The organism is Tistrella bauzanensis (genome assembly GCF_014636235.1).
GTDB classification, from domain to species: Bacteria; Pseudomonadota; Alphaproteobacteria; order Tistrellales; family Tistrellaceae; genus Tistrella; species Tistrella bauzanensis.
Genome location: NZ_BMDZ01000019.1, coordinates 52,272 through 74,532 on the forward strand (window position 1 = coordinate 52,272; position 22,261 = coordinate 74,532).

The following is a 22,261-nucleotide window of genomic DNA, read 5'->3' on the forward strand; positions in this document are numbered from 1 at the left end:
GATGGCGATGAACCTAAGCGCGACATCCATTCCTGGCAAGTGAAGAACCCGCGAAAAGCCTTGTGTTGCGCTGCGGTATGAACAATTAACTTATTTTCAGTTAACTATGGACCGCGCAAGCTTTGCCGCGCAGGACCGCTCACCTGCCTCCCGCAGCGCGGCAACCAGGGCTTCATGCAAACGACTGTCCAATCCTACCGCAAGCTGCACTCCGATGCGACGGGTCAGGCCAAGATCCTCGATCGGCACGAAACTCAGGCCGGGGGGCGTCAGGCTCAGCGGCGCCATGGTGATCCCGATTCCAGCGCGCACGGCAGCAAACGCCCGATCATCCTGATCGGTTCCAAACACCGCGCGGGGTCGCACGCCGCGCGCCTGCAACAGGCCCTGTACGTCTGTGCCCCGCTCGCAATGCAGCCGCAGCACGAAGGCCGTGCCATCCAGATGCGACAGCCGGATCGATCCACGCCGGGCGAATGGATGGTCCGGCGTGCAGACCACCGCCATCGGGTCATCTGCCAGCGGCACCCAGCTGTCATCGGCGCTCAGGTCTGAAATGGTCAGGGCGGCATCCATCCGGCCCAGGCCCAGCGCGTCCATCAGCTGTGGTTCGCGGGCCTCGCGCATCGTTACCTCAATGCCGGGCACCCGCGCTTTCACACCCGCGATCACACCCAGCACCAGCGGCATGGCGATGGTCGGCAGCATGCCCAGGGTCAGCACCCGCTGATCGAGCCCGCGCCTGAACTCGGCCCGCGCCAGATCGCAGTCCCGCAGAATGCCCAGCGCGCGACGATGAAACCGCCGGCCCAGCGGCGTCAACCTGACCGCGCCGCGCTGACGCTCAACCAGCGGCCCGCCCAATTCGTCTTCCAGTGCCGCCAGACCGGCCGACAGGGCCGGCTGCGAGACGTTCAGCCGCCGGGCCCCTTCCGTGATACTGCCCGCCTCCACCACCGCCGTCAGATAACGCAACTGCCGGATCTTCACCGCCGCCTCCGGTCCGTTAGAAGTTTTTTTGGATGCTATCCATCCAAACAATCCATTTTCCATAGATTAGCATCGGTTCTTATGATCATGCCAGGGTCTGGCGGCCAGCGGTCGTCCGGCCGGTTTCGATCGCAGCAGGACCGGGGAGCTGTCTGTCATGACCATGTCGACCACCGATGCCGCCGAAGCGTGCTACACGGTCACCGACGGGATCGCCCATGTGGTTCTGAACCGGCCGGCGGCGCTGAACGCCATCGACGACCGGATGAATACCGCCCTGGCCGCGATCTGGGACCGGTTCGCCGCCGATGACGAGGCCGGCGTCGCCATTCTATCGGGGGCCGGACGCAGTTTCTGCGCCGGCGCGGACCTCAAAAGCTTCATCCCGCGCTGGCGGGGCGCCGACATGATGGCGCCGCGGCGCAACGCCGGCATGGGGCTGGGTGGCGGTCTTACCCGCGGCCGGCACCGGTTGGCCAAGCCGGTGATCGCGGCGCTGCACGGCCACGTCATCGGCGCCGGCTTTGAACTGGCGCTGGCCTGCGACATCCGGATTGCGGCCGAGGACACCCGGTTCGGCGTCTTTGAACTGCGCTATGGGCTGCATCAGGGCGATGGCGGGCTGGTGCGGCTGGTGGCGGTCGCCGGAATCGGCACGGCGCTGGACCTGACCCTCACCGGCCGGCCGGTCGATGCCATCGAGGCGCGCCGGCTGCATCTGGTGTCGCAGGTGGTGCCGCGCGATCAGCTGATGGCGACGGCCGACACCACCGCGCGGATGATCCTGGCCAATGGTCGAACAGCCGTCGAGTCAGCCCGCGAAACCATTCTGGATCTGATCGGCCGGCCGCTTGACGACGCGCTGAGGTTGGAGGCGATCAACGGTTATTCCGCATTGGGGGACTTCTCGGAAGCGGGCCCGCGGCTCGACCAATTCATGGCAGGCGTCGCCAACGACGCCCGCAGGAGTGACGACTGATGCCCAAAGCACGTGCGAATGCCGACGATCAGGCGCTTGGCCGCCGGCTCCGCCGGCTCAGGATCCTGCGGGATCTGAGCCAGAGCGATGTTGCCGCCGCGATCGGGGTGTCGTTTCAGCAGGTTCAGAAATACGAACGCGGCGTGAACCGCATGCCTGCGGTGATGGTGCTGCCGTTGGCCCGCCTGCTGGGCGTGACCGTGGGCCGGCTGCTCGACGAACCGCCAGCCATCTGCCCGTCGGGTGCCACTGGCCAACCCGGTGCCGTCGATATCGGCCTGGATCACCGCGAACTGGTCGACCTCCAGGCGGCGCTCGCGATTTTCGACGATCGCAATCCTGCTCTGCAACACTATCTGCGCGCCATTGCGGCCCTGGCACGCGCGATCGCGCTGACCGATATCGACCCGGAAAGTCTTGCCACCGGCGCCGGGCAACCCCTCCGTCAAGCGGTGGCCGGCGCGAAAACACCGATGAGAACCGGCCCGGTCGCCATGTCCGGCATGGGCACCACCTGGTCGACGATCCCCCAATCCGACAGATCGTAGTGCGACCCGTGAACGGTGCCGGTGCCTTCGGCGAAGGTCATCTTGCGTGAGAGCACATCGGCCTGCCATTCTGGCGCGCTGTGGCTGGCGATGATCCGGGCGAAGGCGCGCCGACAGTCTATATTGCTGAGCGCAGACACATCCACCGCATGCAATGCCGCCGCTTCGTCGTGACCGATCGAATTCTGGATCGCAACGTCAAACCAGAACGCCAGATCCAGCAGGGTGATCGCCTTGCCGGGCATATAGGCCTGCACATAGCCCAAAGCCTCGGCGAAATAGGTCTTGAAGGCCTGATCCACCTGCGCGGCCTTTGCGGCGCCGATCCGGCCGAGATCGGTGAAATACCGGTCCCACGGGCTGATCAGGCCAGTGTTGTTCGACCCGGTCGAAATGGTTCGCGCCCAGTCGACGGCCGCCTGCCCGCGCAGGGCCACCGCATGCATGATCGTGTCATGATCAGGTCCGAAGATGCGCGCGATCAGCCCCGGGGCGCGGGCCTCGATATCCTGAAACACCCGCTCGATCTCACCCGACGACAGGGTGAAGCCCAGAATGCCCCAGGTCAGCCCGCCGCTGTCGAAGGCACCGACCGCGCCGGTGAAATAGGTGCCTTCGAACGAGGCCGCGATGTTGACCAGCAGATCGAAGGGAATCAGTGGCGGCAGCGCCGAAAGGCTGGCCCATTGCGGCTCATCAAACAGGCCGGGCGCACCGAAGCCGCATGTCGCCTGCCATGAACACAGGCATTTCAAGCTGTTCGGTCCAAGCCGGCTGTCGACATCCAGCGTGTCGCCGGTGGCGTTCAGAAGTGTCTGGACGGCATCGACCAGAGGCCCGCTGATCATCACCCGGCCCTGGGTCTGTGTGCTGAAATACATCACCGCTCATTTCCCGCCTCAGCCAATGGACGCACATAGTTTATCGCGACCGGGGGAAGCTCGCCATGGGATATGAGACCATGCGGTGACGATCAGCGCGTCACCGGCTCCTGGGGAGGCAGTACGTCGAGCACATCACCCGCCGGCGCATCTGGCGCGCCATCGTCGAGGCCCGGCGCCCGGATACGGGCATCGGCATCATAGAATTCCACCCGGTCGCGCGCGTCGGTAAAACCCAGCACCCGGCGGACCTGTTCGTCGAGCATGTCGGGATCCAGGCTCTGCGGGCGCATCAGCGCCACCTGTCGCTCCAGAATCATGCGTTCATGCTGTGCTGCATCCAGCTGCTGGTCCAGTTGCGCCAGCTGCTGGCGCATCTGCAGCCAGGCCACCACGCCGCGATCACCCTGCACCGCATGAAACGCGAAATAGCTGACCAGGCACCCCCAGAAAATCTGGGGTGCGATCTGGCGCAGGCGCCGCGTTATATCCCTCTGCATCGACATGGTCGCCATCGAATCATGCGCGCCCCGCCCCGTCAATCGCGGCCGCACACGCGGACCCCCGCAGATTGACGTTTATCCGCGCAGTGTGGCACCGGAGCGGCAGCCCGATCGCCCGGATCATGCACCGGCCGCGCGCGATGCAGCAAGTTTGTGATCATTTTTTGACCACAAGGGATGGTTTGGGTGTTTTTTGAGCGTATGAAACAGGAGGTGAATGGCATCCCCTTGGCTGCCATGCCGCTGCGGCGCGCTGGCGGAAACCGCGGCAACCTGCGGTTCGGGCATTCTGCGGCCGCCACATATCGGTGACTTGGTCCGCTTCTTGCTGATGGCCCGGGTGGATCGGAACATAAAAGCCCTACCGGAGGCCATCGATGAAACTTATCGTCCGCACCATCGCCAGCGGTATCATTCTCGCCGCAGCGGCTGCCGGCGCCCATGCTGCCGAGCCGATCAAGGTCGGCGTCCTGCATTCGCTGTCGGGCACCATGGCGATCAGCGAGACCACCCTCAAAGACACCGTGCTGATGCTGGTGGACGAGGTGAACAAGAATGGCGGCCTGATGGGCCGGCCGCTTGAAGCCGTGGTGGTCGATCCGGCGTCGAACTGGCCGCTCTTCGCCGAAAAGGCCCGCGAACTGATCGAGAAGGACAAGGTCGACGTCGTGTTCGGCTGCTGGACCTCGGTGTCGCGCAAGTCGGTTCTGCCGGTGTTCGAGGAACTCGATAGCCTGCTGTTCTATCCTGTGCAGTATGAGGGCGAGGAAAGCTCGCGGAACGTCTTCTACACCGGCGCCGCCCCCAATCAGCAGGCGATCCCGGCCGTGGAATATCTGATGAGCGCGGATGGCGGCGACGCGAAGCGCTGGGTTCTGCTCGGCACCGACTATGTCTATCCGCGCACGACCAACAAGATCCTGCGCGCCTTCCTGCACTCCAAGGGCGTCGACGATGCCGACATCATGGAGAGCTATACCCCCTTTGGCCACAGCGACTGGCAGACCATCGTCTCGGACGTGAAGGCTTTTGCCAGCGCCGGCAAGAAGACGGCGGTGGTGTCGACCATCAATGGCGACGCCAACGTGCCGTTCTACAAGGAGCTGGCCAATCAGGGCATCGATGCGGCCGAAATTCCGGTCGTCGCCTTCTCGGTGGGTGAAGAAGAACTGGCTGGTCTCGACACTGGCCCGCTGGTCGGCCATCTGGCCGCCTGGAATTATTTCATGTCGGTCGAGACCCCTGAGAACGACGCCTTCATCAAGAAGTGGCAGACGTTCATCAAGAGCGACCGCCGCGTCGTGAACGACCCGATGGAGGCCACCTATATCGGCTTCAAGATGTGGACGCAGGCGGTTCTTCAGGCCGGCACCACCGATGTCAGTGCGGTCCGCCAGGCGATGTATGGCCAGACCGTGCCGTCCTTGACCGGCACCACCGCGGTGATGAACACCAACCATCACCTGTCGAAGCCGGTGCTGATCGGCGAGATCCAGGGCGACGGCCAGTTCTCGACCGTCTGGAAGACCGATGGGCCGATCGTCGGCGATGCCTGGTCGGATTTCATCCCGGAAAGCGCCAAGCTCACTGCCGACTGGACCTATCCCTGGGTCTGCGGCAATTGCGAGGCGCCGAAGTACTGAGACCGGCCCTGATGGATGCCACCCCGGCCCGCGCCGCCCGTGCGCATAGGGCCGGGGTGGATGCGGGGCTCCGGATGCATGCGGATGGCAGCGGTCTGCTCTCCCGCCGCAACCCGACATAACCCGGAGCCCCCACCCGGCCGCGCGGCCCTGCTTCAAGCTTTCAGCCAGCAGCATCCAGCCAGCCGCCAGAAGCCTCTCTCTCAGGTCCGCTGCCACTGCGGACACAGAAGACGAGCCCAGATGTCCGGATTTTCGACTGCTTTTCGCCGGCCGACCGGTATCCGTGTGATGCTGTTGGCGGCTTTGATGCTCGCCGCGACGACCATGTCCGGCTTCGGTCCTGTTGCCACAGCCCATGCGGCAACAGCACTTGCCCAGACGGCAACGCCCGCGGCCGGAAACGACGCCTCCGCCGAGGACGCGGCGCTGCGCGACGCGCTGGCCACCCCTGGTGAAGGCTTCGATGGTGCGCTGGCGTTGATCCAGGCACTTGCCGCGACCGGTGACGCACGGGCCGCCCGCGCGATCGACGCGCTTCAATCCGGCAATCTCGGCCGGCGCACCAGCGATGGCGCGCTCGTGATCGTCGAGGGCCGCGGCGACGCCGCCGTGATGCGCGATCCGGTGACCGGCGACAAACTGGGCGCCGCCGAACGCGGTGCCGTCGACCGCATCCGGGTCAACAACCGGGTCCGGGTCGACGCCCGGGCCGCGATGGGCCTGATCGATCTGGGCGCGAAGCTGCCGGAGCGCCGCCGTGCGGCCGCCGAAGCCCTGATCAAGCTGCCGGAAGCGGCGGCACTGCCGCTGCTCAGCAGGGCGATCGATACCGAAACCGATGGCCGCACCCACGACGCACTGATGAAGGCGCTGGCCGCCGTGCAGTCGATGCATGCCGACAATCCCGAAGAGCGGCTGGCCGCCATCGACACCCTGGGTGATTTCGCCGATCCGCAGGTTCGAAGCCTTCTGGGGCGGATCGCTGCCGCGCCGCCGGCCGGTCTGGCGCCTGATGCCGCCGCCGCCGTGCAGGGTGCTGCCGCCGAAGCTCTTGAGCGGGTCGAGGCCAAACTCGAAATGTGGGCGCTGGTCGGCAATGTCTATCAGGGCCTCAGCCTTGGCTCGGTGCTGGTGCTGGCCGCCGTTGGCCTCGCCATCACCTTCGGCGTGATGGGCGTCATCAACATGGCGCATGGCGAGATGGTCATGCTGGGCGCCTATACCACCTATCTGGTCCAGCAGGTCATTGCCGCCAATCTGCCGGCGCTGATGCCGGTCTCGCTGCTGATCGCCCTGCCCGCGGCCTTCCTGGTCTCGGGTGCGGCCGGTTTCGCGATCGAGCGCAGCGTGATCCGCTGGTTGTATGGCCGGCCGCTGGAAACCCTGCTTGCCACCTGGGGCGTCAGCCTGATCATTCAGCAGGCGGTGCGCTCGGTCTTCGGCCCGACCAACCGCGAGGTTTCAAGCCCTGAGTGGATGAGTGGCGCGTTCGAGGTCGCGGGCGGTATCACGCTCACCTACAACCGGCTGTGGATCCTGGCCTTTTCGCTGGTCGTGGTCGGGGGCGTGGCGCTGCTGCTGCGCAAGACCTCGCTTGGCCTGCATGTCCGCGCGGTCACCCAGAACCGCTCCATGGCCTCGTCGATGGGTATCAAGACCGGGCGGATCGACGCGCTGACTTTTGCGCTCGGCTCGGGGATCGCCGGCATTGCCGGTGTCGCCCTCAGCCAGATCGACAATGTCAGCCCCAATCTGGGTCAAGGCTACATCATCGACAGCTTCATGGTGGTGGTGTTCGGCGGTGTCGGCACGCTGTGGGGCACGCTGGTCGGCGGCTTCACCCTGGGCGTGGTCAACAAGCTGATCGAACCCTTCGCCGGCGCGGTGCTCGCCAAGATCCTGGTGCTGATCGCCATCATCCTGTTCATCCAGAAGCGGCCGCGCGGGTTGTTCGCGCTCAAGGGCCGCGCGGTGGAGGCCTGATCCCATGGCATCGACCACCGACCCCACCCTGCCCGACCCCACCCTGCCCGACCCCACCCTGCCCGACCCCGCCTTGCCCGACCCCACCCTGCCCGACCCCGCCTTGCCCGACCCCGCCTTGCCTGGTATCACGGCATCCGGCGCCACCGGGCGCACCCGGGCCGGTCGTGGCCTCGCCGCCGGCCCGCGCAAGCCGATCCTGCTCGCCCTGCTGGGCGATCGCGGCGGCCTGGTCTTCATGTCGCTGATCGCGCTCTCGGCCATCCTGATGCCGGTGTCGGCGCTGGTGCTGCCGGCCGATCACCCGCTGGCGATCCCGTCCTATCTGATCTCGCTGTTCGGCAAATATCTCTGCTATGCGCTGCTGGCACTAGCCCTCGATCTGGTCTGGGGCTATTGCGGCATCCTCAGCCTGGGCCATGGTGCCTTCTTCGCGCTGGGTGGCTATGCCATGGGCATGCACCTGATGCGCGAGATCGGGCCGCGCGGCGTCTATGGCAACCCGGTCCTGCCCGACTTCATGGTGTTTCTGAACTGGCAGGAACTGCCCTGGTACTGGCTGGGCTTCGACATGGCCTGGTTCGCGATCCTGATGGCGCTGGTCGTGCCGGGCATCCTGGCTTTCGGGCTCGGCTGGCTGTGCTTCCGGTCACGGGTTACCGGGGTCTATCTCTCGATCATCACCCAGGCCATGACCTATGCCCTGCTGCTGGCCTTCTTCCGCAACGATATGGGCTTTGGCGGCAATAACGGCCTGACCGATTTCAAGGATCTGTTCGGCTTCAGCCTTCAGGCGCCCGAAATGCGGGTGGCGCTGTATTCGGCGACCGCGATCGCGCTGGTGCTGGCCTATGCCCTGTCGCGGATCGTGGTGTCGTCGAAGCTGGGCAAGGTTCTGGTGTCGATCCGCGACGCCGAAAGCCGGGTGCGGTTCCTGGGCTATCGGGTCGAGCACTTCAAGCTATTCGTCTTCGTGATGTCGGCGATGCTGGCGGGTCTGGCCGGCGCGCTCTATGTGCCACAGGTCGGCATCATCAACCCGGGTGAATTCGCCCCGGCCAATTCGATCGAGGCGGTAATCTGGGTCGCGGTCGGCGGGCGCGGCACGTTGTGGGGCGCGGCCCTCGGTGCCATCTCGGTCAACTGGGCCAAAACCTGGTTCACCGGCGCCATGCCTGAATTCTGGCTGTTCGCTCTGGGCGCTCTGTTCGTGGCCGTCACCCTGTTCCTGCCCAAGGGACTGGTCGGTAAGCTGCCGGCCTTCCCGGAATTCGGTCGCAAATCCCGGTCAGGAAAGTCGCAGGTCGCGGCACCGGCAGTAACCGGCGATCGGGCGACGGAGGATCGGACATGACCGTCCATACCGCAGATCTTCTGACCGATACCGAGGTGAGCGGGCGGCGGTCACCGCATGGCAGCGCGCTCTATCTCGATGGTGTCTCGGTCAGTTTCGATGGCTTTCGCGCCCTGAACAACCTGTCCCTGGTGGTCGATCACGGCGAGTTGCGGGCGGTGATCGGCCCAAACGGCGCTGGCAAGACCACGATGATGGACGTGATGACCGGCAAGACCCGGCCCGATACAGGCAAGGTGCTGCTCGATGGCTGCATTGATCTGACCCGTCTCGACGAGGCGCGGATCGCGACCCTGGGCATCGGCCGCAAATTCCAGAAACCCAGCGTGTTCGAGACCCATACGGTGATCGACAATCTGGAACTGGCGCTTGCCGGCGACCGGACCCCGTTCGCGGCGCTCAAATTCCGGCGCACGACCGACAAGGCGGCACGGATCGAGGCGGTTCTGGAAGACATCGCCCTCGCCCATCGCGCCCATGAACCAGCGGGCCGGCTCAGCCACGGCCAGAAGCAGTGGCTGGAGATCGGCATGCTGCTGATGCAGCAACCCCGGGTGCTGCTGGTCGACGAGCCCGCCGCCGGCATGACCGACAGCGAGACCTCGCAGACCGCCGTGTTGCTGAAGCGGCTGGCGCAGTCGCATGCGGTGATCGTGGTCGAGCATGATATGGGCTTCGTGCGCGACCTGGACTGCCGGGTGACCGTGCTGCATGAAGGCTCGGTGCTCGCCGAAGGCAGCCTCGACCATGTCCAGTCGGATAGCCGGGTCGTGGATGTCTATCTGGGCCGTTGACGGAGAACCGTGATCCAAATGCTCGATGTTCATGCGCTGGATGTGCATTACGGCTCGGCCCAGGCGCTCAAGGGCGTTTCGGTCGAGGCCCGTGCCGGTGAGATCACCTGCGTCCTCGGCCGCAACGGCGTTGGCAAGACCACGCTGATGCGTGCCATCACCGGCCATCTGAAGCCCTCGGCCGGCACCATCAGGCTGGCCGACACCGACCTTGCCGGACGCGCGCCCTTCGACCGTGCCCGCGCCGGTATCGGCTTCGTACCCCAGGGTCGCGAAGTTTTTCCGCTCCTCACCGTTGAAGAGAATCTCAAAACCGGCCTCGCCGCCCGGCCGCGCAGCCTGGAACGTCGGATCCCCGACGACATCTTCACGCTGTTTCCGGTGCTGAAATCGATGCTCGGCCGGCGCGGCGGCGATCTCTCGGGCGGCCAGCAGCAGCAGTTGGCCATCGGCCGCGCGCTGGTCACGGCGCCGAAACTGCTGGTGCTGGATGAACCGACCGAAGGCATCCAGCCGTCGATCATCAAGGATATCGGCCGGGTCATCCAGCTTCTGGCCCGCGAACGGGGGCTTGCGGTTCTGCTGGTCGAGCAGTATTTCGATTTTGCACAGGAACTGGCCGACCGCTTCATCGTGCTCGACCGTGGCGAGGTCATCGTCTCAGGCGACGGCGCCTCCCTCGACGACGATGTCCGCCGCCACCTGACCGTCTGAACCGAGCCTCTCTGGCCCAAACCTCTCTAGCCCAAACCATCAAGGACTGACCCCGCCGGTGCCTTGCCTGACGACGACCGATGATGATGCGGCGCTGCGCATCCGGCGCTCCGCGCTGGATCGCGGACGCCTGATGCTGGTGATGGGCCCCGCCCCCACTGCCCGGCAGGGCCTGCGCGATCTGGACCAACGGGCCCCCTTGCGGGCGCTGTTTCCGCATGCGGAACCCGGCGAGGTGCCGATGGTGGTGGTCACCAGCACCTCCGGTGGCATCGTGGCTGGCGACCGGCTGTCGGTGTCGGTGACGCTGAAGCCGGACAGCCGCCTGCTTCTGATGCCGCAGGCAGCCGAACGGGTCTATCGCAGCACCAGTTCTGTCTCAGAGGTCGATAATCATTTTATCGTCGGCCCTGGGGCCAGCTTCGAATGGCTGCCGCAGGAAACCATTCTGTATGATCAGGCGCGGTTCGAGCGGCGAACCCGCGTCAGTCTGGCGGATGAAACCGCTCAGGCACTGTTCGGCGAGATCATCGTGCTGGGTCGGACTGCCCACGGCGAGTGCGTCGGACGGGGGCGGTTGCGCGATGCTTGGGCAATCGAGGTGGCGGGCAAGCTGATCCTGGCCGATGCGCTGGATATTGCCGAGGCTGATTTTGCGGCAGCGCGACACCATCCGGCGGCCATCGGCGGCATGACTGCAATCGCAGGATTCTGCGCTGTCGGTGCCCCGGATGCAGGCGCCGCCATGGCCCTGCGCGATCGTTTGCGGATCGTGCTGGCCGAGGTCAATGGTCCTGATGCAGAATTTGGCACAAAACATGCTTCAAATATCCTCCATGTCCCGGCCCGTGACGCTGATGGCGCGGCCCGCCCGGTGGTCGGCATCGGCGCGATCGACGGGGTCGTGGTGGTCCGGATGGCGGGCCGCGATGCCGCCCGTGTGAAGGCCGTATTCGACGCGTTGTGGGCCGCCGCGCGCGCCGGATTGATGGGACGCCCGCCCCGCCTGCCACGGATACGGCGTGGTTGACGGGGCGCTCGAACAGTCAGGAACGACCCCGGCCGGGAACAGGCCGGGCATAGCCAGAACACCAGGGAGCGCCCGCCGCATGCATCTGAGCCCTCGGGAAACGGAGAAACTGCTGATCGCGATGGCGGCCGAGGTGGCGCGCCGTCGCCACGCCCGCGGCGTGAAGCTGAATTATCCGGAGGCCATCGCCCTGATCACCGATTTCGTGGTGGAAGGCGCCCGCGATGGCCGCAGCGTTGCCGATCTGATGGCGGCGGGTGCCCGGGTTCTGACCCGCGACGAGGTGATGAGCGGCATCCCTGAGATGATCGAGCAGATCCAGGTCGAGGCGACCTTCCCCGACGGCACCAAGCTCGTCACCGTCCACAATCCGATCCGTTGAGGGGGCCGCAGATGACCGAAACCGTCTCGCCCTCCCATCCGTCCCAGCCCTATTCGCCCGACGCCGAGGGTATCGCGCCCGGCGCGATCATCCCGGCTGCCGGTGTGATCGTGCTCAATGCCGGTCGCCCGGTCGTCGAGATCACCGTCGCCAATACCGGCGATCGGCCGGTCCAGGTCGGCTCGCATTATCATTTCTACGAGGCGAATACCGGCCTCGCCTTCGACCGGCCGGCCGCCTATGGCATGCGGCTCGACATTCCCGCGGGATCGGCGGTGCGCTTCGAGCCCGGCCAGACCCGCACTGTCCGCCTCGTCGCCTATCAGGGCGACCGGGTGGTGCATGGCTTCGACGGCAAGATCTCGGGTGCATTGCAGGCGGCGGCGCCCGCCACCGACGGCGGAGAGGGCTGAGCCATGGCATACGAGATCGACCGCGTTTCCTATGCCGCCACCTATGGGCCGACCACGGGCGACCGGGTCCGCCTTGCCGACACCGAACTGGTGATCGAGGTCGAGGCCGACCGCACGATCTATGGCGAAGAGGTCAAGTTCGGCGGCGGCAAGGTGATCCGCGACGGCATGGGCCAGTCGCAGCGCACCCGCGCCGATGGTGCCGCTGATACCGTCATCACCAATGCCCTGATCCTGGACCACTGGGGCATCGTCAAGGCCGATGTCGCCCTGCGCAACGGCCGTATCGCCGCGATCGGCAAGGCCGGCAATCCCGATATCCAGCCGGGCGTCGACATCGTCATCGGCCCGGGCACAGAAATCATCGCCGGTGAGGGGCGCATCCTCACGGCCGGCGGCATCGACGCTCATATCCACTTCATCGCCCCCCAGCAGGCGACCGATGCGATCGCGAGCGGCATCACCACCATGATCGGTGGCGGCACCGGCCCGGCCGAAGGCACCTTCGCGACCACCGTCACCCCCGGCCCCTGGCACATGATGCGCATGCTTCAGGCGGCCGCCGACCTGCCGGTGAATGTTGGTTTTCTGGGCAAGGGCAATGCCAGCCGGCCCGAAAGCCTGATCGAGCAGATCGAGGGCGGCGCCTGCGGACTGAAACTGCATGAAGACTGGGGCACCACCCCCAAGGCGATCGACACCTGTCTGACGGTTGCCGATCTGATGGATGTCCAGGTCGCCATCCACACCGATACGCTGAACGAGAGCGGTTTTGTCGAGCGTACCATCGCCGCCTTCGCCGGCCGCACCATCCATGCCTATCACACCGAAGGCGCCGGCGGCGGCCATGCGCCCGACATCATGAAGGTGGCGGGGCTGGCCAATGTCCTGCCCTCTTCCACCAATCCCACCCGGCCCTACACCGTCAACACCATCGACGAGCATCTGGATATGCTGATGGTGTGTCACCATCTCGACCCGTCGATCCCTGAAGACGTAGCCTTCGCCGAAAGCCGCATCCGGCGTGAAACCATCGCGGCCGAGGATATCCTGCACGATCTGGGCGCGATCTCTATGATCTCGTCCGACAGTCAGGCCATGGGTCGCGTCGGCGAAGTGATCATCCGGACCTGGCAGACCGCCGACAAGATGCGCCGCCAGCGCGGACGGCTGCCGGGCGAGACCGGTGACAACGACAATCTGCGCGCGCGGCGGTATGTCGCCAAATACACCATCAACCCAGCCCGTGCCCACGGCATCGATGCCGAGGTCGGGTCGATCGAGGTCGGCAAGCTGGCCGATCTGGTGCTGTGGAAGCCGATGTTCTTCGGGGTGAAGCCCGATATCGTGCTGAAATCGGGCAGCATCGCCTATGCCGCCATGGGTGATCCCAATGCGTCGATCCCCACACCGCAGCCGGTGATCTATCGTCCGATGTTCGGCGCGATGGGGGCCGCCCGCACGGCATCCTGCCTCACCTTCGTCTCGGGTGCGGCGCTCGCATCAGGCCGGCTCGATGCGATCGCGGGTGGACGGCGGCTTGCGGCGGTGCGCGGCACCCGCACCGTCACCAAGGCGCAGATGGTGTTGAACGATGCCTGCCCGGTGATCGAGATCGACCCTGAAACCTATGAGGTGCGCGCCGACGGCGTGCCCCTGATCTGCGCGCCGGCCGAGGTTCTGCCTCTGGCTCAGCGCTATTTTCTGTTCTGACCCCGCCCTTGTCTTCTGACCCGCCCAGTCTTCTGACCCGCCCAGCCTGCGGAGGAGTGCCAGCCATCTGAGCCCGCCAACGTCATGACCACGAACCGGCCGTGACGCCAATCTGACCCCCTCCCGATGCACGATCCGATGCCACCGCCCGCATCATCGCCCGCAGGAGACCGGCTCCCATGAAAATGATCCAGATTCCCACCGACATGCTCGCCGCCCATGGCAAGGCGCCCGAAATGCCGCAGACGGTTCTGCCGCGCGCGGTTCAGGTGATCACGGCCGCCCTGCCGGCTCTCGGGTCCGATGGCGGCTGGGGCACGGTGACGCTTGTCCATGCCGATCGCCATCGACGCCGCATTCGGATGCTGACCGATGATGGCCGTCCATTCCTGCTGGATCTGCGCGAAGCCACGCGTCTGGCCGATGGCGACCGCCTGATGCTGGATCAGGGCGGTCACGTCGTGGTGCGTGCAGCCCCCGAAGCAGTGATCGAGGCCGAGACCACCGATCGGCGAGACCTTGCGCGGATCGCCTGGCACCTGGGCAATCGCCATGTGCCGGTGGCGGTGACCACCCACATCGTTACGCCGCGGCTGCGCCTGGCGCGTGATCTGGTGGCACGTGACCTGCTGGGCCGGCTGGGCGCACATCTGATCGAAAGCGAGGCGCCGTTCGACCCCGAACCCATCCTGGGTGCCGCCAGTGCTGTGGCCTGGACAGGCGGTCGGCATGACGTTCGCGAACATGGGCACGAACATGAACACGGGCACGGAGCCGAACACGGGCATGAACATGGGCACGATCATGCCCGCGACGCCGGCCTGAAAGCCACCGCGGTCGTGGATCTGGTCGGCGGCACCGGTGCCGATACCGCGCGGGCGGCCTGGCAGATCGGCAACCGGCACCGGCCGGTTCAGATCGTCGATGGATGGCGGCTGCGGGCCCATGACGAGCCCCTCGTGCGGCGCATCGCTGCGGCGCTGGGCCTGCGTGTGACGCCGGCGGCCGACGGATTCGATCCGGAACAGGGCGCCTATGCCGATCATGCCCAGCATCACTGATCAGACGCCGTCGGCGCTGTCCGCCGTCTTTGACGGCTGGCCCCGGGCATTGTCTGCCGACGATGTCGGGTGGGCCGCGTTCCAGGCGGCGCCGGGCGATGCCCTGCACCGGCTTCTGGCCTGGACCAGCCCCAGCTTTCCGATCGGCGCCTTCAGCTACAGCCATGGCATCGAACAGGCGGTCGAGGATGGCGCGATCGCAACCGTCAGCGATCTGACCCGGTGGATCGAGGGGCTGTTGCGCTTCGGTGCAGGGCGCACCGATGCCGGCTTCGCGGTCCGCGCGGCGCGGACCGCGGCGGCACACGACGATCAGGGTCTGCTGTCCCTGGCCCGGACGGCGGCAGCACTGGCACCGGCGGCCGAACGGGCGCTGGAAGCACGCCAGCAGGGCGGCGCCTTTCTCGATGCCGTGGCCAGAGGCTGGGGGCTCGATCAGGCGGCGAATTTCGCGACCCGGCTGGCGGTTGCCGGCATACCACCGACATTGGCGGTTGCCGCCGGTGCCTGCGGCGGCTGGGCCGGATTGCCGGAAGCCATGCTGATCGAGGGCCTGCTTCATGGCTTCGCGGCCAATCTGGTCTCGGCCGGTGTCCGGCTGGTGCCATTGGGCCAGACCGACGGCCAACGCGCCGTCGCGGCATTGGGGCCGGCCATCGCCGCAATCGCGGCCGACGCCCGGCGGCATCCCCAGGCGCCGCCGGGTGGCTGCGCCGTTCTGGCAGACATCACCGCCCTTCGTCATGAAACCCTTTATTCCAGGCTGTTCCGCTCATGACCACATCTGCCCCCGCAGGCGCCCCGACCGCGACCGATCTTTCGGTGACGCCGATCCCGCTGACCGCATCCGGCACCAGCCGCCCCTTGCGCATCGGGGTCGGCGGCCCGGTCGGCTCGGGCAAGACGGCGCTGCTTGAAATTCTGTGCCGGCGGCTGCGAGACCAATACCGCATCGCCGCGATCACCAACGACATCTACACCCAGGAAGACGCTCAGATCCTCACCCGCGCCGGGGCGCTGGCCCCCGACCGGATCATGGGGGTGGAAACCGGCGGCTGTCCGCATACCGCGATCCGCGAGGACGCCTCGATCAATCTCGCGGCCGTCGCCGAAATGAGCGCCCGCTTCCCCGATCTGGAGCTCGTGTTCGTTGAAAGCGGCGGTGACAATCTTTCGGCGACATTCTCGCCCGAACTGGCCGATATCACGGTCTATGTGATCGATGTCGCGGCAGGCGAGAAGATCCCGCGCAAGGGCGGCCCCGGCATCACCCGTTCGGATCTTCTGGTGATCAACAAGGTCGATCTGGCGCCGCTGGTTGGCGCGGATCTGGGCGTGATGGCGCAGGATGCCGCCCGCATGCGCGGGCGCCGGCCATTCCTGTTCACCAACATGAAAAACGGCGCCGGGCTTGATGCGGTCATCGACCGGCTGCTGATCCTGGGCGGCCTCGACGACCGGCTGGGCGTCAGTGGTGCCGCACCGCTGGATGTCCAGGCCGCACGCGCCGAAGCCGCCGCCTGACGGTGGAGCCCCTGACGGTGGATGCCGGCGCGGCTATCCGCCACCCGCATGCGGCCCCATGGCCGCCTGGGTGGACCAGAAGCCGCGGACATAGATCAGCAGCGCGGTCACCATCGCCAGTTCGCCGGGTGTGAACACGGCGGAATAAACGCTGCTGATCACCAGCAGGAACAGCACGTAATCGCCCAGCGCCAGAACCATTGCCTCGGTTCTCGGATCCCGCATCCGGCGTTCGGGCGCCCGGGCCCTGCGGCCATAGGCATTCTGCAGGCCCACGGCATACAGCGCCAGCAGCAGCAGAGCACCCACCACACCATATTCGAACACGATGCCGACCCAGCCGATATCGGCCAGATAGAAATGATTGGTGCCGAACAGGTCGAACAGGGTGACTGCGCTGAACCGGGTGATCGACCCCACACCAAACAACCACCGCCAGGCATCGGCCAGCATGTAATCGAAGGCCAGGGTCAGGGAGTTCATCCGGATCGACAGCGAATTGCCGAATTTTGCCGCCACGAGGTCCATCGCCGGCAGCACGACCAGCACCGTGGCGGCGACCAGTCCCACGCCAAGCACAACCGTCGCCACGGACCCTGCAAGCTTCGGCAGGTTGCGATACAGAACCCAGCCGCTGATCACGATCAGCATCATGATGCTGGTGCGCTGCTTGAAGATCATCACCATCGTTGCAAGGCCGGCCAGATACAGCACGACATGGATCAGCCGCGGAGACATCGTCATCCGACGCACCAGATACAGCAGCGACATGATGCCGAAGACCATCGGCATATAGATCCGGTAGCCGCGCTCCACCTCGTACATGAACAGCTTGCTCTGGGTCGGGTCGACGGCGTAATGCGTGCGGGGCACCAACAGCCACAACGCCCACATCATGGCGAAGGTCACGACGCCATAGGCGAGCAGAACCCGCCTGAGCGTGTCGGGATGCGGGCGCAGTATCACCAGCAGCGACAGGACGCTGAAATAATAGGTGAGCGGCCAGACCTTGACGGTGGTGCCGAACGCATCGAGAAACGCATTGCCCAGCCAGATCATCGACAGCGCCGGCGTGATGCCAATGACATAGCCCAGCACCATCGCATAGAGCGGATGATGCCGGCCGCTCAGGCGGAACGCGCCGTGCATGGCCAGCGGCAGTGTCAGGAACGGCCATGCCTTCGACAGGTAATACAGCGGGCCGACGTCGATGAGATAGTGGAACACCTGCCCGAACATCGGCAGGACGGCGATCATCAGGGCCAGTTCCAGCCCGCCCGTCGCCCGGGTGGTGTGGTCGGCGGCGGCAGGTGCCACAGGCTCGCCCGGCACGGCACCACCCCGCAGAGCCGCGCCGCGCACGACACCACTCCGCCCCGTCATCGCGCCGCCGGCTGTGACGACGCGACCGCGTCGGTGGCTGCCGAGCCCGATCCTGCCGGCGCTGCCGTCCCGGTTGCTCATAAGCTGCCTGCCCTTCGCCTGCCGGCAGGCGACGGGCGGATGCCGCGCCCGCCGAAGCGCGCCCTAAGGATGATCCACACGATCGGCAGGCTTTCCTTGAACACGCGCCGGAAATGGCCCACGGGCGACAGCATCAGCCGCCAGCCGCCCTCAAGCCCCAGCTTACGGATCAGGGCCGGCGCCCGGCGCACCCGCCCGGTCACGAACAGCAGTGAACTGCCGATGCACAGGCCGGTGCCCTTGGCGCCGCCGGCATCGGCGATCATCCAGGCCAGCAATTCCGATTGCGGCGAGCCGACCGCGATGAACACATACCGCGCTGGCGACGCCTGAACCGCGGCGACGGCATCGGCCACCGCCGCCCGATCGCGGATGAAACCCATGGGCGGCACATGCAGTTGAACGCGACGGAGCCCGAACTGCCGTTGCAGATCCGTCACCAGTTGCTCATCGCCACCCACGATCATGATCGGGTCGTCGGGCTGGATATGAGCCTTGAACAGCCGCGCGGTGACATCGGCGCCAGAGGCATGCGGCAATGGTCGGTTCAGGATCAGGGCCGACAGCCGGCGCACGACATTGCCATCCGACAGCACCAGCCAGGCGCCGTCATAGGCCCGCTCGAAATCGGGCGCGCCGCCGGCAATCCGCACCATGTGCTGGGCGTTCGGGGTCACCACATAGGCAAAGGGCGCCTGTGGATCGCGCGCAGCGATCGCCGCCGCGGCCGGGTCGCAATCCAGATCACTGATCGACAGGCCCAGGAAGTCGATCCGCCCCATCATCGGCCCATCCCCTCGGGTCAGAATGGCGTATTGCGCGAGGTATCGTTGCGGGAAATGGAGTACTGGAACACGCTCTGGAACGGGACGACACCCTCAATGAACTGCGCGACCCACAGATTGACCTCGGCGATCCGGCTGCGCGGTACGAACAGGATGTCACCCTGCACGATCGGCAGATCGATCAGCCGGCCTTCCAGCAAGCCGCGCAGATCGACCGTGCGCATCATCGGCCGGTCCTGCGGGTCGCGACGGATCAGCACAATCTCGTTCATGCGGCCATTCGGCGTGATGCCGCCGGCCAGAGTCAGCGCCTCGGCAATTCCGATGCGGCCTTCGATCCGGTAGACGCCGGGCGCAAGCACATCACCACCAACATAGACCCGTGCCGAGATCGCGTCATCCACCGCCACCGTCACGTCCGGGTCGCGCAGCAGGCGCGTCGCTCGGCCGGCCACCCGCTCACTGGCCTGCGGTGGTGTCAGATCCGCGACCAGCACATCGCCTGTCGCCTTCAGCGACACATAACCGTCGGGACGGACCACGACTTCCTCGTCGAATTCAGGGGTGCGCCAGAAACCGACCTTCAGCTTGTCGCCTTCGCCGATACGATAGGGCGGCACTGCATCGGTCCAGGTCGCGAAGATATGAGGCGCCGCGACCGCCTGCGCACCGCCGGCCTCGGCGCCACCCACCGGGCGGATGGCCTGACCGGTTTCGCAGGCCGCAAGCGCCACCGCCATGGCCATCATCGCGATTGCCCTGCCCCACCGCCTGACAACCGCCCGGCGGGCCATATCGACCCCGCCCCGGCTTCCGCTTGCGCTCAAAGCCATCTGTAGATCGCCCTCGGAATGTGGAAGCGACGGCCGGTGACCACGGCGCCGAGCATGTCGCCGCCGGCATCGAGCACCTGATCGCGTGTGTTTGCCGCGACCGGGCTGCGGGTGTGCTCCGACCGGATCACCAGGATCGAGCCATCGATCACCGGCGCCAGCCTCAGGGCAACGAAACTGCTGCGTGTGGCCGGCGCATCGATGATGACGAAATCATAGCGGTTGGCGAGCTGTTCAACCAGTGTCGCCAAGTCACCGACCTCGGTCCGCATCCGGCCGAGTGTCGAGCCGGAGGCATCGACCGTGACCTCCAGGTCCGGAATCCGTGTGGTGGCGGCACGGATGCCGTCGATCCCCAGATCGCGCGCCTCTCCGGCGCGGAGCGCGCTGGCCTGGCCGTTGCCGTCGCGATCAAGGTCGATCAGCAGCGTCCGTCGGGCGTGACCCTCGGCCAGTTCAGTCGCCAGCGCGCGCGCAAAGCCGTCGCGATATTCCTGATCGCCGGCGGACAGGATCTGGATGGTGCGCAGCGCCTGCCCGTCATCGCGCCCCGCCAGCAATCGCCCGACGAAATACACCATCTGCTGCTGGGCCCCGCCGCCGATGAAGCCACCGGCCTCGTTGAAGGTGGCGAGCACCGGCAGGCCCAGGCCACGCTCCACTTCCAGCGGCAGCAGATAGACCCGGCGGTTCCATGCCGCCGCAAGCCCCGCCACCGCCGCCAGCAGCAGGCCGCCGAACAGCCCCGCCGCGACCAGGTTCACGGCCTGGCTGCGGCCGCGGGCCGGCGCATCGGCATATTCCACCACCCGAACGTTCGAGGCGCGCTCCATCGCCGATTCTTCCTCAAGCCGCGCGCTTTCCGCCCGCTCGCGCGCCTGACGATACAGCTTGTCGACCACATCCAGGCTGCGGGCCAGATCGCCGATGGTCTGCTCGCCCTGGCGCAGTTCGGCGATCCGCAGTTGAGCCACCGCGCGCTGACGATCCAGCTCGGCGATCTGACGCTCGGTTGCGTCCGCCTCGATTTCAAGCTGCAGAAGATGGTTGGTCAGAAAGGCGATGGCCGGATTGCGCACCTCCCGGTCGGCGAAATAGACCGGCCGCTCGCGATCCTGGAACCGCTGCAGGGTCTCAAGCTGACGTTCGATCTCCTTCAGCCGCGGGTGGCTGTCCTGATAGCGGGCGCGCAGCTGGTCACGCTCCAACTGCAACTGGATGCGGCTGTTGCGGGCTTCGTCATTATCGGTGCGGTTGGTCCTTTCGGCAAAATCGAACACCCGCTCCGGCAGATCGGCCAGCCGCTGCTTCGCGGTCGCCACCTCGGCAAGCAGACTCTCGCGCCGCTCCAGCACGTGGCGCCGACGCTGAATGATGCTGTCCTCCTGGTTCACCGCCAGCAGAATTTCCTGTTCCAGGTTCAACACCTGGAATCGCGCCTTCGCCTTGGCCAGTTGCTGCTGCAGGCTGTCGATCTGGCTGCGGAACTTCTCGGTTTCTTCGACCAGAAAGCGCGAGCGCGGATTGGCATAGATCTCGCTGCGCCGGACCAGATAGGCCTTGATCAGGGCGTCGACGGCCTCGATCGCGACCTCGCGGTTTTCATGCGCATAGGCAACCAGAACCAGGTTAGAGCCGCTCTGTGCCACAATCCGGAACCGGCCTTCAGCCAGATCGGTCGCGCGCTCGATCATCTCCTCCGGCGACACCGGCTCGCCCAGCCCCAGCATTCGGGCGTCGTTGAGATCGGGGAACAAGGTCGAGACCCCGACCTCTTTCACCATGTCGCGGATCAGGGCGCGCCCCCGCAGGATATCGACCTCGGACTCGGTTGCCCGCAGGCCGTCGATCGACAGAATCGACGGCCGTTCGACGATGTCCTGATTGCCGGATTGCTCGGCGTTGAACAGTACCAGAAGCCGGGCCTCCGCCTCATAGCGGATCGGGCTGAACCATGCAGCGACGCAGGCGGCCGAAAATGTCACCAGGAACACGATGATCATGATTCGCCGGTGATACGACGCCACGATCAGCAGGTCGCGCAGTGTATAGGAGGTCTGGCTGCCGGCTCCGGGGCGCTGGCGGCGCTGCTCGTCATTTCCCATCACAAGCGACATTCAAAGCCCGCGGTCGAAAGATTGTGAAATCGGGGTTCGATGAACACCCGGTCGGTGCTGCGCCAGATCGGGCTCTGCCGCGGCGGGCAGAGATCCATCACCGCTGACCGCGGATTGCCCGCCCAGTTGCTGGGTATGTTCACCGTCACCTGATATCCGCCGAGAAAACGTTCGGGCTCCGATGCCCACCAGCCGGGTGGCAGTTCCCGAATGAAATGCTGCCTGATCTCCAGAAGCGGATCGACCGCCAGCTCTGCCTGTACCGCCGCACCGGGGGCATCTTCATCGCTGCGGAACGTCTGACCCGATGCGGTGGATATCACAATGCCGACGACCACGCCAAGGGCAAGCCCCGCCGTCCACAGCCTCCGCTCAAGCAAGATCCGCCTCCGAAAAACGATCGCTCCCGAAATGTTCGCCCGGTTGCGGTACCATCTATCCGTCGGCCATTGTCTGCAAAGACCATTGAGGCTGTTGCCGAATGCCCGCTACCCATGGTTTGACGCCGTCTGCTGACGGCTTGGGAGCTTGGCGGGGGTCTCGCGCG

The 22,261-nt window shown here is 66.0% G+C and carries 22 protein-coding genes; 14 read left to right on the forward strand and 8 right to left on the reverse strand.

Annotated elements, in window-relative coordinates; all coding sequences use genetic code 11:
- Window positions 1–96: 96 nt before the first annotated feature.
- Window positions 97–990: a LysR family transcriptional regulator gene (locus IEW15_RS10030; protein ID WP_188577384.1), complete on the reverse strand. Its 894-nt coding sequence runs from the start codon at window positions 988–990 to the stop codon at window positions 97–99.
- Window positions 991–1,147: 157 nt separating this feature from the next.
- Here IEW15_RS10030 and IEW15_RS10035 point away from each other — a divergent pair, with 157 nt between their 5' ends.
- Both IEW15_RS10035 and IEW15_RS10040 read left to right on the forward strand, forming a co-directional pair.
- Window positions 1,148–1,969, forward strand: coding sequence for an enoyl-CoA hydratase/isomerase family protein (locus tag IEW15_RS10035; RefSeq protein ID WP_229707979.1), 822 nt, complete (start codon window positions 1,148–1,150; stop codon window positions 1,967–1,969).
- Entirely contained in the window at window positions 1,969–2,517 is a 549-nt protein-coding gene (locus tag IEW15_RS10040) for a helix-turn-helix domain-containing protein (RefSeq protein ID WP_188577386.1), read from the forward strand. Before IEW15_RS10035 ends, IEW15_RS10040 begins: the two co-directional genes overlap by 1 nt.
- Here IEW15_RS10040 and IEW15_RS10045 read toward each other — a convergent pair.
- Window positions 2,415–3,398, reverse strand: coding sequence for a hypothetical protein (locus tag IEW15_RS10045; RefSeq protein ID WP_188577388.1), 984 nt, complete (start codon window positions 3,396–3,398; stop codon window positions 2,415–2,417). The genes IEW15_RS10040 and IEW15_RS10045 overlap by 103 nt on opposite strands.
- Window positions 3,399–3,490: 92 nt before the next feature.
- On the reverse strand, window positions 3,491–3,898 hold the full coding sequence (locus IEW15_RS10050; RefSeq protein WP_188577389.1) for an FtsB family cell division protein: 408 nt from the start codon (window positions 3,896–3,898) through the stop codon (window positions 3,491–3,493).
- A 380-nt stretch (window positions 3,899–4,278) separates the two neighbouring features.
- Between IEW15_RS10050 and urtA the strand changes: the two genes are divergently transcribed.
- The 12 genes from urtA to ureG all read left to right on the forward strand — a co-directional run bounded on the left by urtA (window position 4,279) and on the right by ureG (window position 16,515).
- Entirely contained in the window at window positions 4,279–5,544 is a 1,266-nt protein-coding gene (gene urtA / locus IEW15_RS10055) for an urea ABC transporter substrate-binding protein (protein ID WP_188577391.1), read from the forward strand.
- A 243-nt stretch (window positions 5,545–5,787) separates the two neighbouring features.
- Window positions 5,788–7,530 carry an urea ABC transporter permease subunit UrtB gene (gene urtB, locus IEW15_RS10060; protein ID WP_188577392.1) on the forward strand — a complete coding sequence of 581 codons (1,743 nt, stop codon included), beginning with the start codon at window positions 5,788–5,790 and terminating at the stop codon, window positions 7,528–7,530.
- Between the two features lie 238 nt (window positions 7,531–7,768).
- Window positions 7,769–8,884 carry an urea ABC transporter permease subunit UrtC gene (gene urtC / locus IEW15_RS10065; RefSeq protein WP_188577428.1) on the forward strand — a complete coding sequence of 372 codons (1,116 nt, stop codon included), beginning with the start codon at window positions 7,769–7,771 and terminating at the stop codon, window positions 8,882–8,884.
- On the forward strand, window positions 8,881–9,678 hold the full coding sequence (gene urtD, locus IEW15_RS10070) for an urea ABC transporter ATP-binding protein UrtD (protein WP_229707980.1): 798 nt from the start codon (window positions 8,881–8,883) through the stop codon (window positions 9,676–9,678). Before urtC ends, urtD begins: the two co-directional genes overlap by 4 nt.
- Before the next feature lie 18 nt (window positions 9,679–9,696).
- Window positions 9,697–10,392, forward strand: coding sequence for an urea ABC transporter ATP-binding subunit UrtE (gene urtE / locus IEW15_RS10075; RefSeq protein ID WP_188577394.1), 696 nt, complete (start codon window positions 9,697–9,699; stop codon window positions 10,390–10,392).
- Window positions 10,393–10,450: 58 nt separating this feature from the next.
- Window positions 10,451–11,422, forward strand: coding sequence for an urease accessory protein UreD (locus IEW15_RS10080; RefSeq protein WP_188577397.1), 972 nt, complete (start codon window positions 10,451–10,453; stop codon window positions 11,420–11,422).
- Between the two features lie 79 nt (window positions 11,423–11,501).
- Entirely contained in the window at window positions 11,502–11,804 is a 303-nt protein-coding gene (locus tag IEW15_RS10085; RefSeq protein WP_188577399.1) for an urease subunit gamma, read from the forward strand.
- Between the two features lie 71 nt (window positions 11,805–11,875).
- The gene (locus IEW15_RS10090; RefSeq protein WP_188577432.1) at window positions 11,876–12,217 is read left to right on the forward strand and encodes an urease subunit beta; all 342 of its coding nucleotides are present in this window, start codon (window positions 11,876–11,878) and stop codon (window positions 12,215–12,217) included.
- A 3-nt stretch (window positions 12,218–12,220) separates the two neighbouring features.
- Window positions 12,221–13,930: an urease subunit alpha gene (locus tag IEW15_RS10095; protein ID WP_188577401.1), complete on the forward strand. Its 1,710-nt coding sequence runs from the start codon at window positions 12,221–12,223 to the stop codon at window positions 13,928–13,930.
- Between the two features lie 179 nt (window positions 13,931–14,109).
- On the forward strand, window positions 14,110–14,991 hold the full coding sequence (locus tag IEW15_RS10100) for an urease accessory protein UreE (RefSeq protein WP_188577403.1): 882 nt from the start codon (window positions 14,110–14,112) through the stop codon (window positions 14,989–14,991).
- Window positions 14,975–15,769, forward strand: a complete 795-nt coding sequence (locus IEW15_RS10105) for an urease accessory protein UreF (protein WP_188577404.1) — start codon at window positions 14,975–14,977, stop codon at window positions 15,767–15,769. Before IEW15_RS10100 ends, IEW15_RS10105 begins: the two co-directional genes overlap by 17 nt.
- 86 nt (window positions 15,770–15,855) lie before the next feature.
- On the forward strand, window positions 15,856–16,515 hold the full coding sequence (gene ureG / locus IEW15_RS10110) for an urease accessory protein UreG (RefSeq protein ID WP_188577434.1): 660 nt from the start codon (window positions 15,856–15,858) through the stop codon (window positions 16,513–16,515).
- A 33-nt stretch (window positions 16,516–16,548) separates the two neighbouring features.
- Here ureG and IEW15_RS10115 read toward each other — a convergent pair whose 3' ends face one another.
- The 5 genes from IEW15_RS10115 to IEW15_RS10135 all read right to left on the reverse strand — a co-directional run bounded on the left by IEW15_RS10115 (window position 16,549) and on the right by IEW15_RS10135 (window position 22,052).
- Complete coding sequence (locus IEW15_RS10115; protein WP_188577407.1) at window positions 16,549–17,979, reverse strand: hypothetical protein; 1,431 nt, start codon at window positions 17,977–17,979, stop codon at window positions 16,549–16,551.
- Entirely contained in the window at window positions 17,976–18,764 is a 789-nt protein-coding gene (locus IEW15_RS10120) for a WecB/TagA/CpsF family glycosyltransferase (protein ID WP_188577408.1), read from the reverse strand. The genes IEW15_RS10115 and IEW15_RS10120 overlap by 4 nt, the downstream gene beginning before the upstream one ends.
- Window positions 18,765–18,781: 17 nt before the next feature.
- Window positions 18,782–19,513, reverse strand: a complete 732-nt coding sequence (locus IEW15_RS10125) for a polysaccharide biosynthesis/export family protein (protein ID WP_188577410.1) — start codon at window positions 19,511–19,513, stop codon at window positions 18,782–18,784.
- 74 nt (window positions 19,514–19,587) lie between these two features.
- On the reverse strand, window positions 19,588–21,702 hold the full coding sequence (locus tag IEW15_RS25880; RefSeq protein ID WP_229707982.1) for a GumC family protein: 2,115 nt from the start codon (window positions 21,700–21,702) through the stop codon (window positions 19,588–19,590).
- Window positions 21,702–22,052, reverse strand: coding sequence for a hypothetical protein (locus IEW15_RS10135; RefSeq protein ID WP_188577412.1), 351 nt, complete (start codon window positions 22,050–22,052; stop codon window positions 21,702–21,704). The genes IEW15_RS25880 and IEW15_RS10135 overlap by 1 nt, the downstream gene beginning before the upstream one ends.
- Between the last annotated feature and the right edge of the window lie 209 nt (window positions 22,053–22,261).

Excerpts from the sequence above, each read along its gene's own strand:
- IEW15_RS10045 (WP_188577388.1), bottom strand. The coding sequence starts at position 3,398 with ATGTATTTCAGCACACAGACCCAGGGCCGGGTGATGATCAGCGGGCCT.
- urtE (WP_188577394.1), top strand. The coding sequence starts at position 9,697 with ATGCTCGATGTTCATGCGCTGGATGTGCATTACGGCTCGGCCCAGGCG.
- IEW15_RS25880 (WP_229707982.1), bottom strand. The coding sequence starts at position 21,702 with ATGGGAAATGACGAGCAGCGCCGCCAGCGCCCCGGAGCCGGCAGCCAG.
- urtC (WP_188577428.1), top strand. The coding sequence starts at position 7,769 with ATGTCGCTGATCGCGCTCTCGGCCATCCTGATGCCGGTGTCGGCGCTG.
- IEW15_RS10115 (WP_188577407.1), bottom strand. The coding sequence starts at position 17,979 with ATGAGCAACCGGGACGGCAGCGCCGGCAGGATCGGGCTCGGCAGCCAC.
- IEW15_RS10120 (WP_188577408.1), bottom strand. The coding sequence starts at position 18,764 with ATGATGGGGCGGATCGACTTCCTGGGCCTGTCGATCAGTGATCTGGAT.
- IEW15_RS10040 (WP_188577386.1), top strand. The coding sequence starts at position 1,969 with ATGCCCAAAGCACGTGCGAATGCCGACGATCAGGCGCTTGGCCGCCGG.
- IEW15_RS10085 (WP_188577399.1), top strand. The coding sequence starts at position 11,502 with ATGCATCTGAGCCCTCGGGAAACGGAGAAACTGCTGATCGCGATGGCG.
- urtB (WP_188577392.1), top strand. The coding sequence starts at position 5,788 with ATGTCCGGATTTTCGACTGCTTTTCGCCGGCCGACCGGTATCCGTGTG.
- urtD (WP_229707980.1), top strand. The coding sequence starts at position 8,881 with ATGACCGTCCATACCGCAGATCTTCTGACCGATACCGAGGTGAGCGGG.
- IEW15_RS10105 (WP_188577404.1), top strand. The coding sequence starts at position 14,975 with ATGCCCAGCATCACTGATCAGACGCCGTCGGCGCTGTCCGCCGTCTTT.
- IEW15_RS10095 (WP_188577401.1), top strand. The coding sequence starts at position 12,221 with ATGGCATACGAGATCGACCGCGTTTCCTATGCCGCCACCTATGGGCCG.
- IEW15_RS10050 (WP_188577389.1), bottom strand. The coding sequence starts at position 3,898 with ATGCAGAGGGATATAACGCGGCGCCTGCGCCAGATCGCACCCCAGATT.
- IEW15_RS10035 (WP_229707979.1), top strand. The coding sequence starts at position 1,148 with ATGACCATGTCGACCACCGATGCCGCCGAAGCGTGCTACACGGTCACC.
- IEW15_RS10100 (WP_188577403.1), top strand. The coding sequence starts at position 14,110 with ATGAAAATGATCCAGATTCCCACCGACATGCTCGCCGCCCATGGCAAG.
- urtA (WP_188577391.1), top strand. The coding sequence starts at position 4,279 with ATGAAACTTATCGTCCGCACCATCGCCAGCGGTATCATTCTCGCCGCA.
- IEW15_RS10125 (WP_188577410.1), bottom strand. The coding sequence starts at position 19,513 with ATGATGGCCATGGCGGTGGCGCTTGCGGCCTGCGAAACCGGTCAGGCC.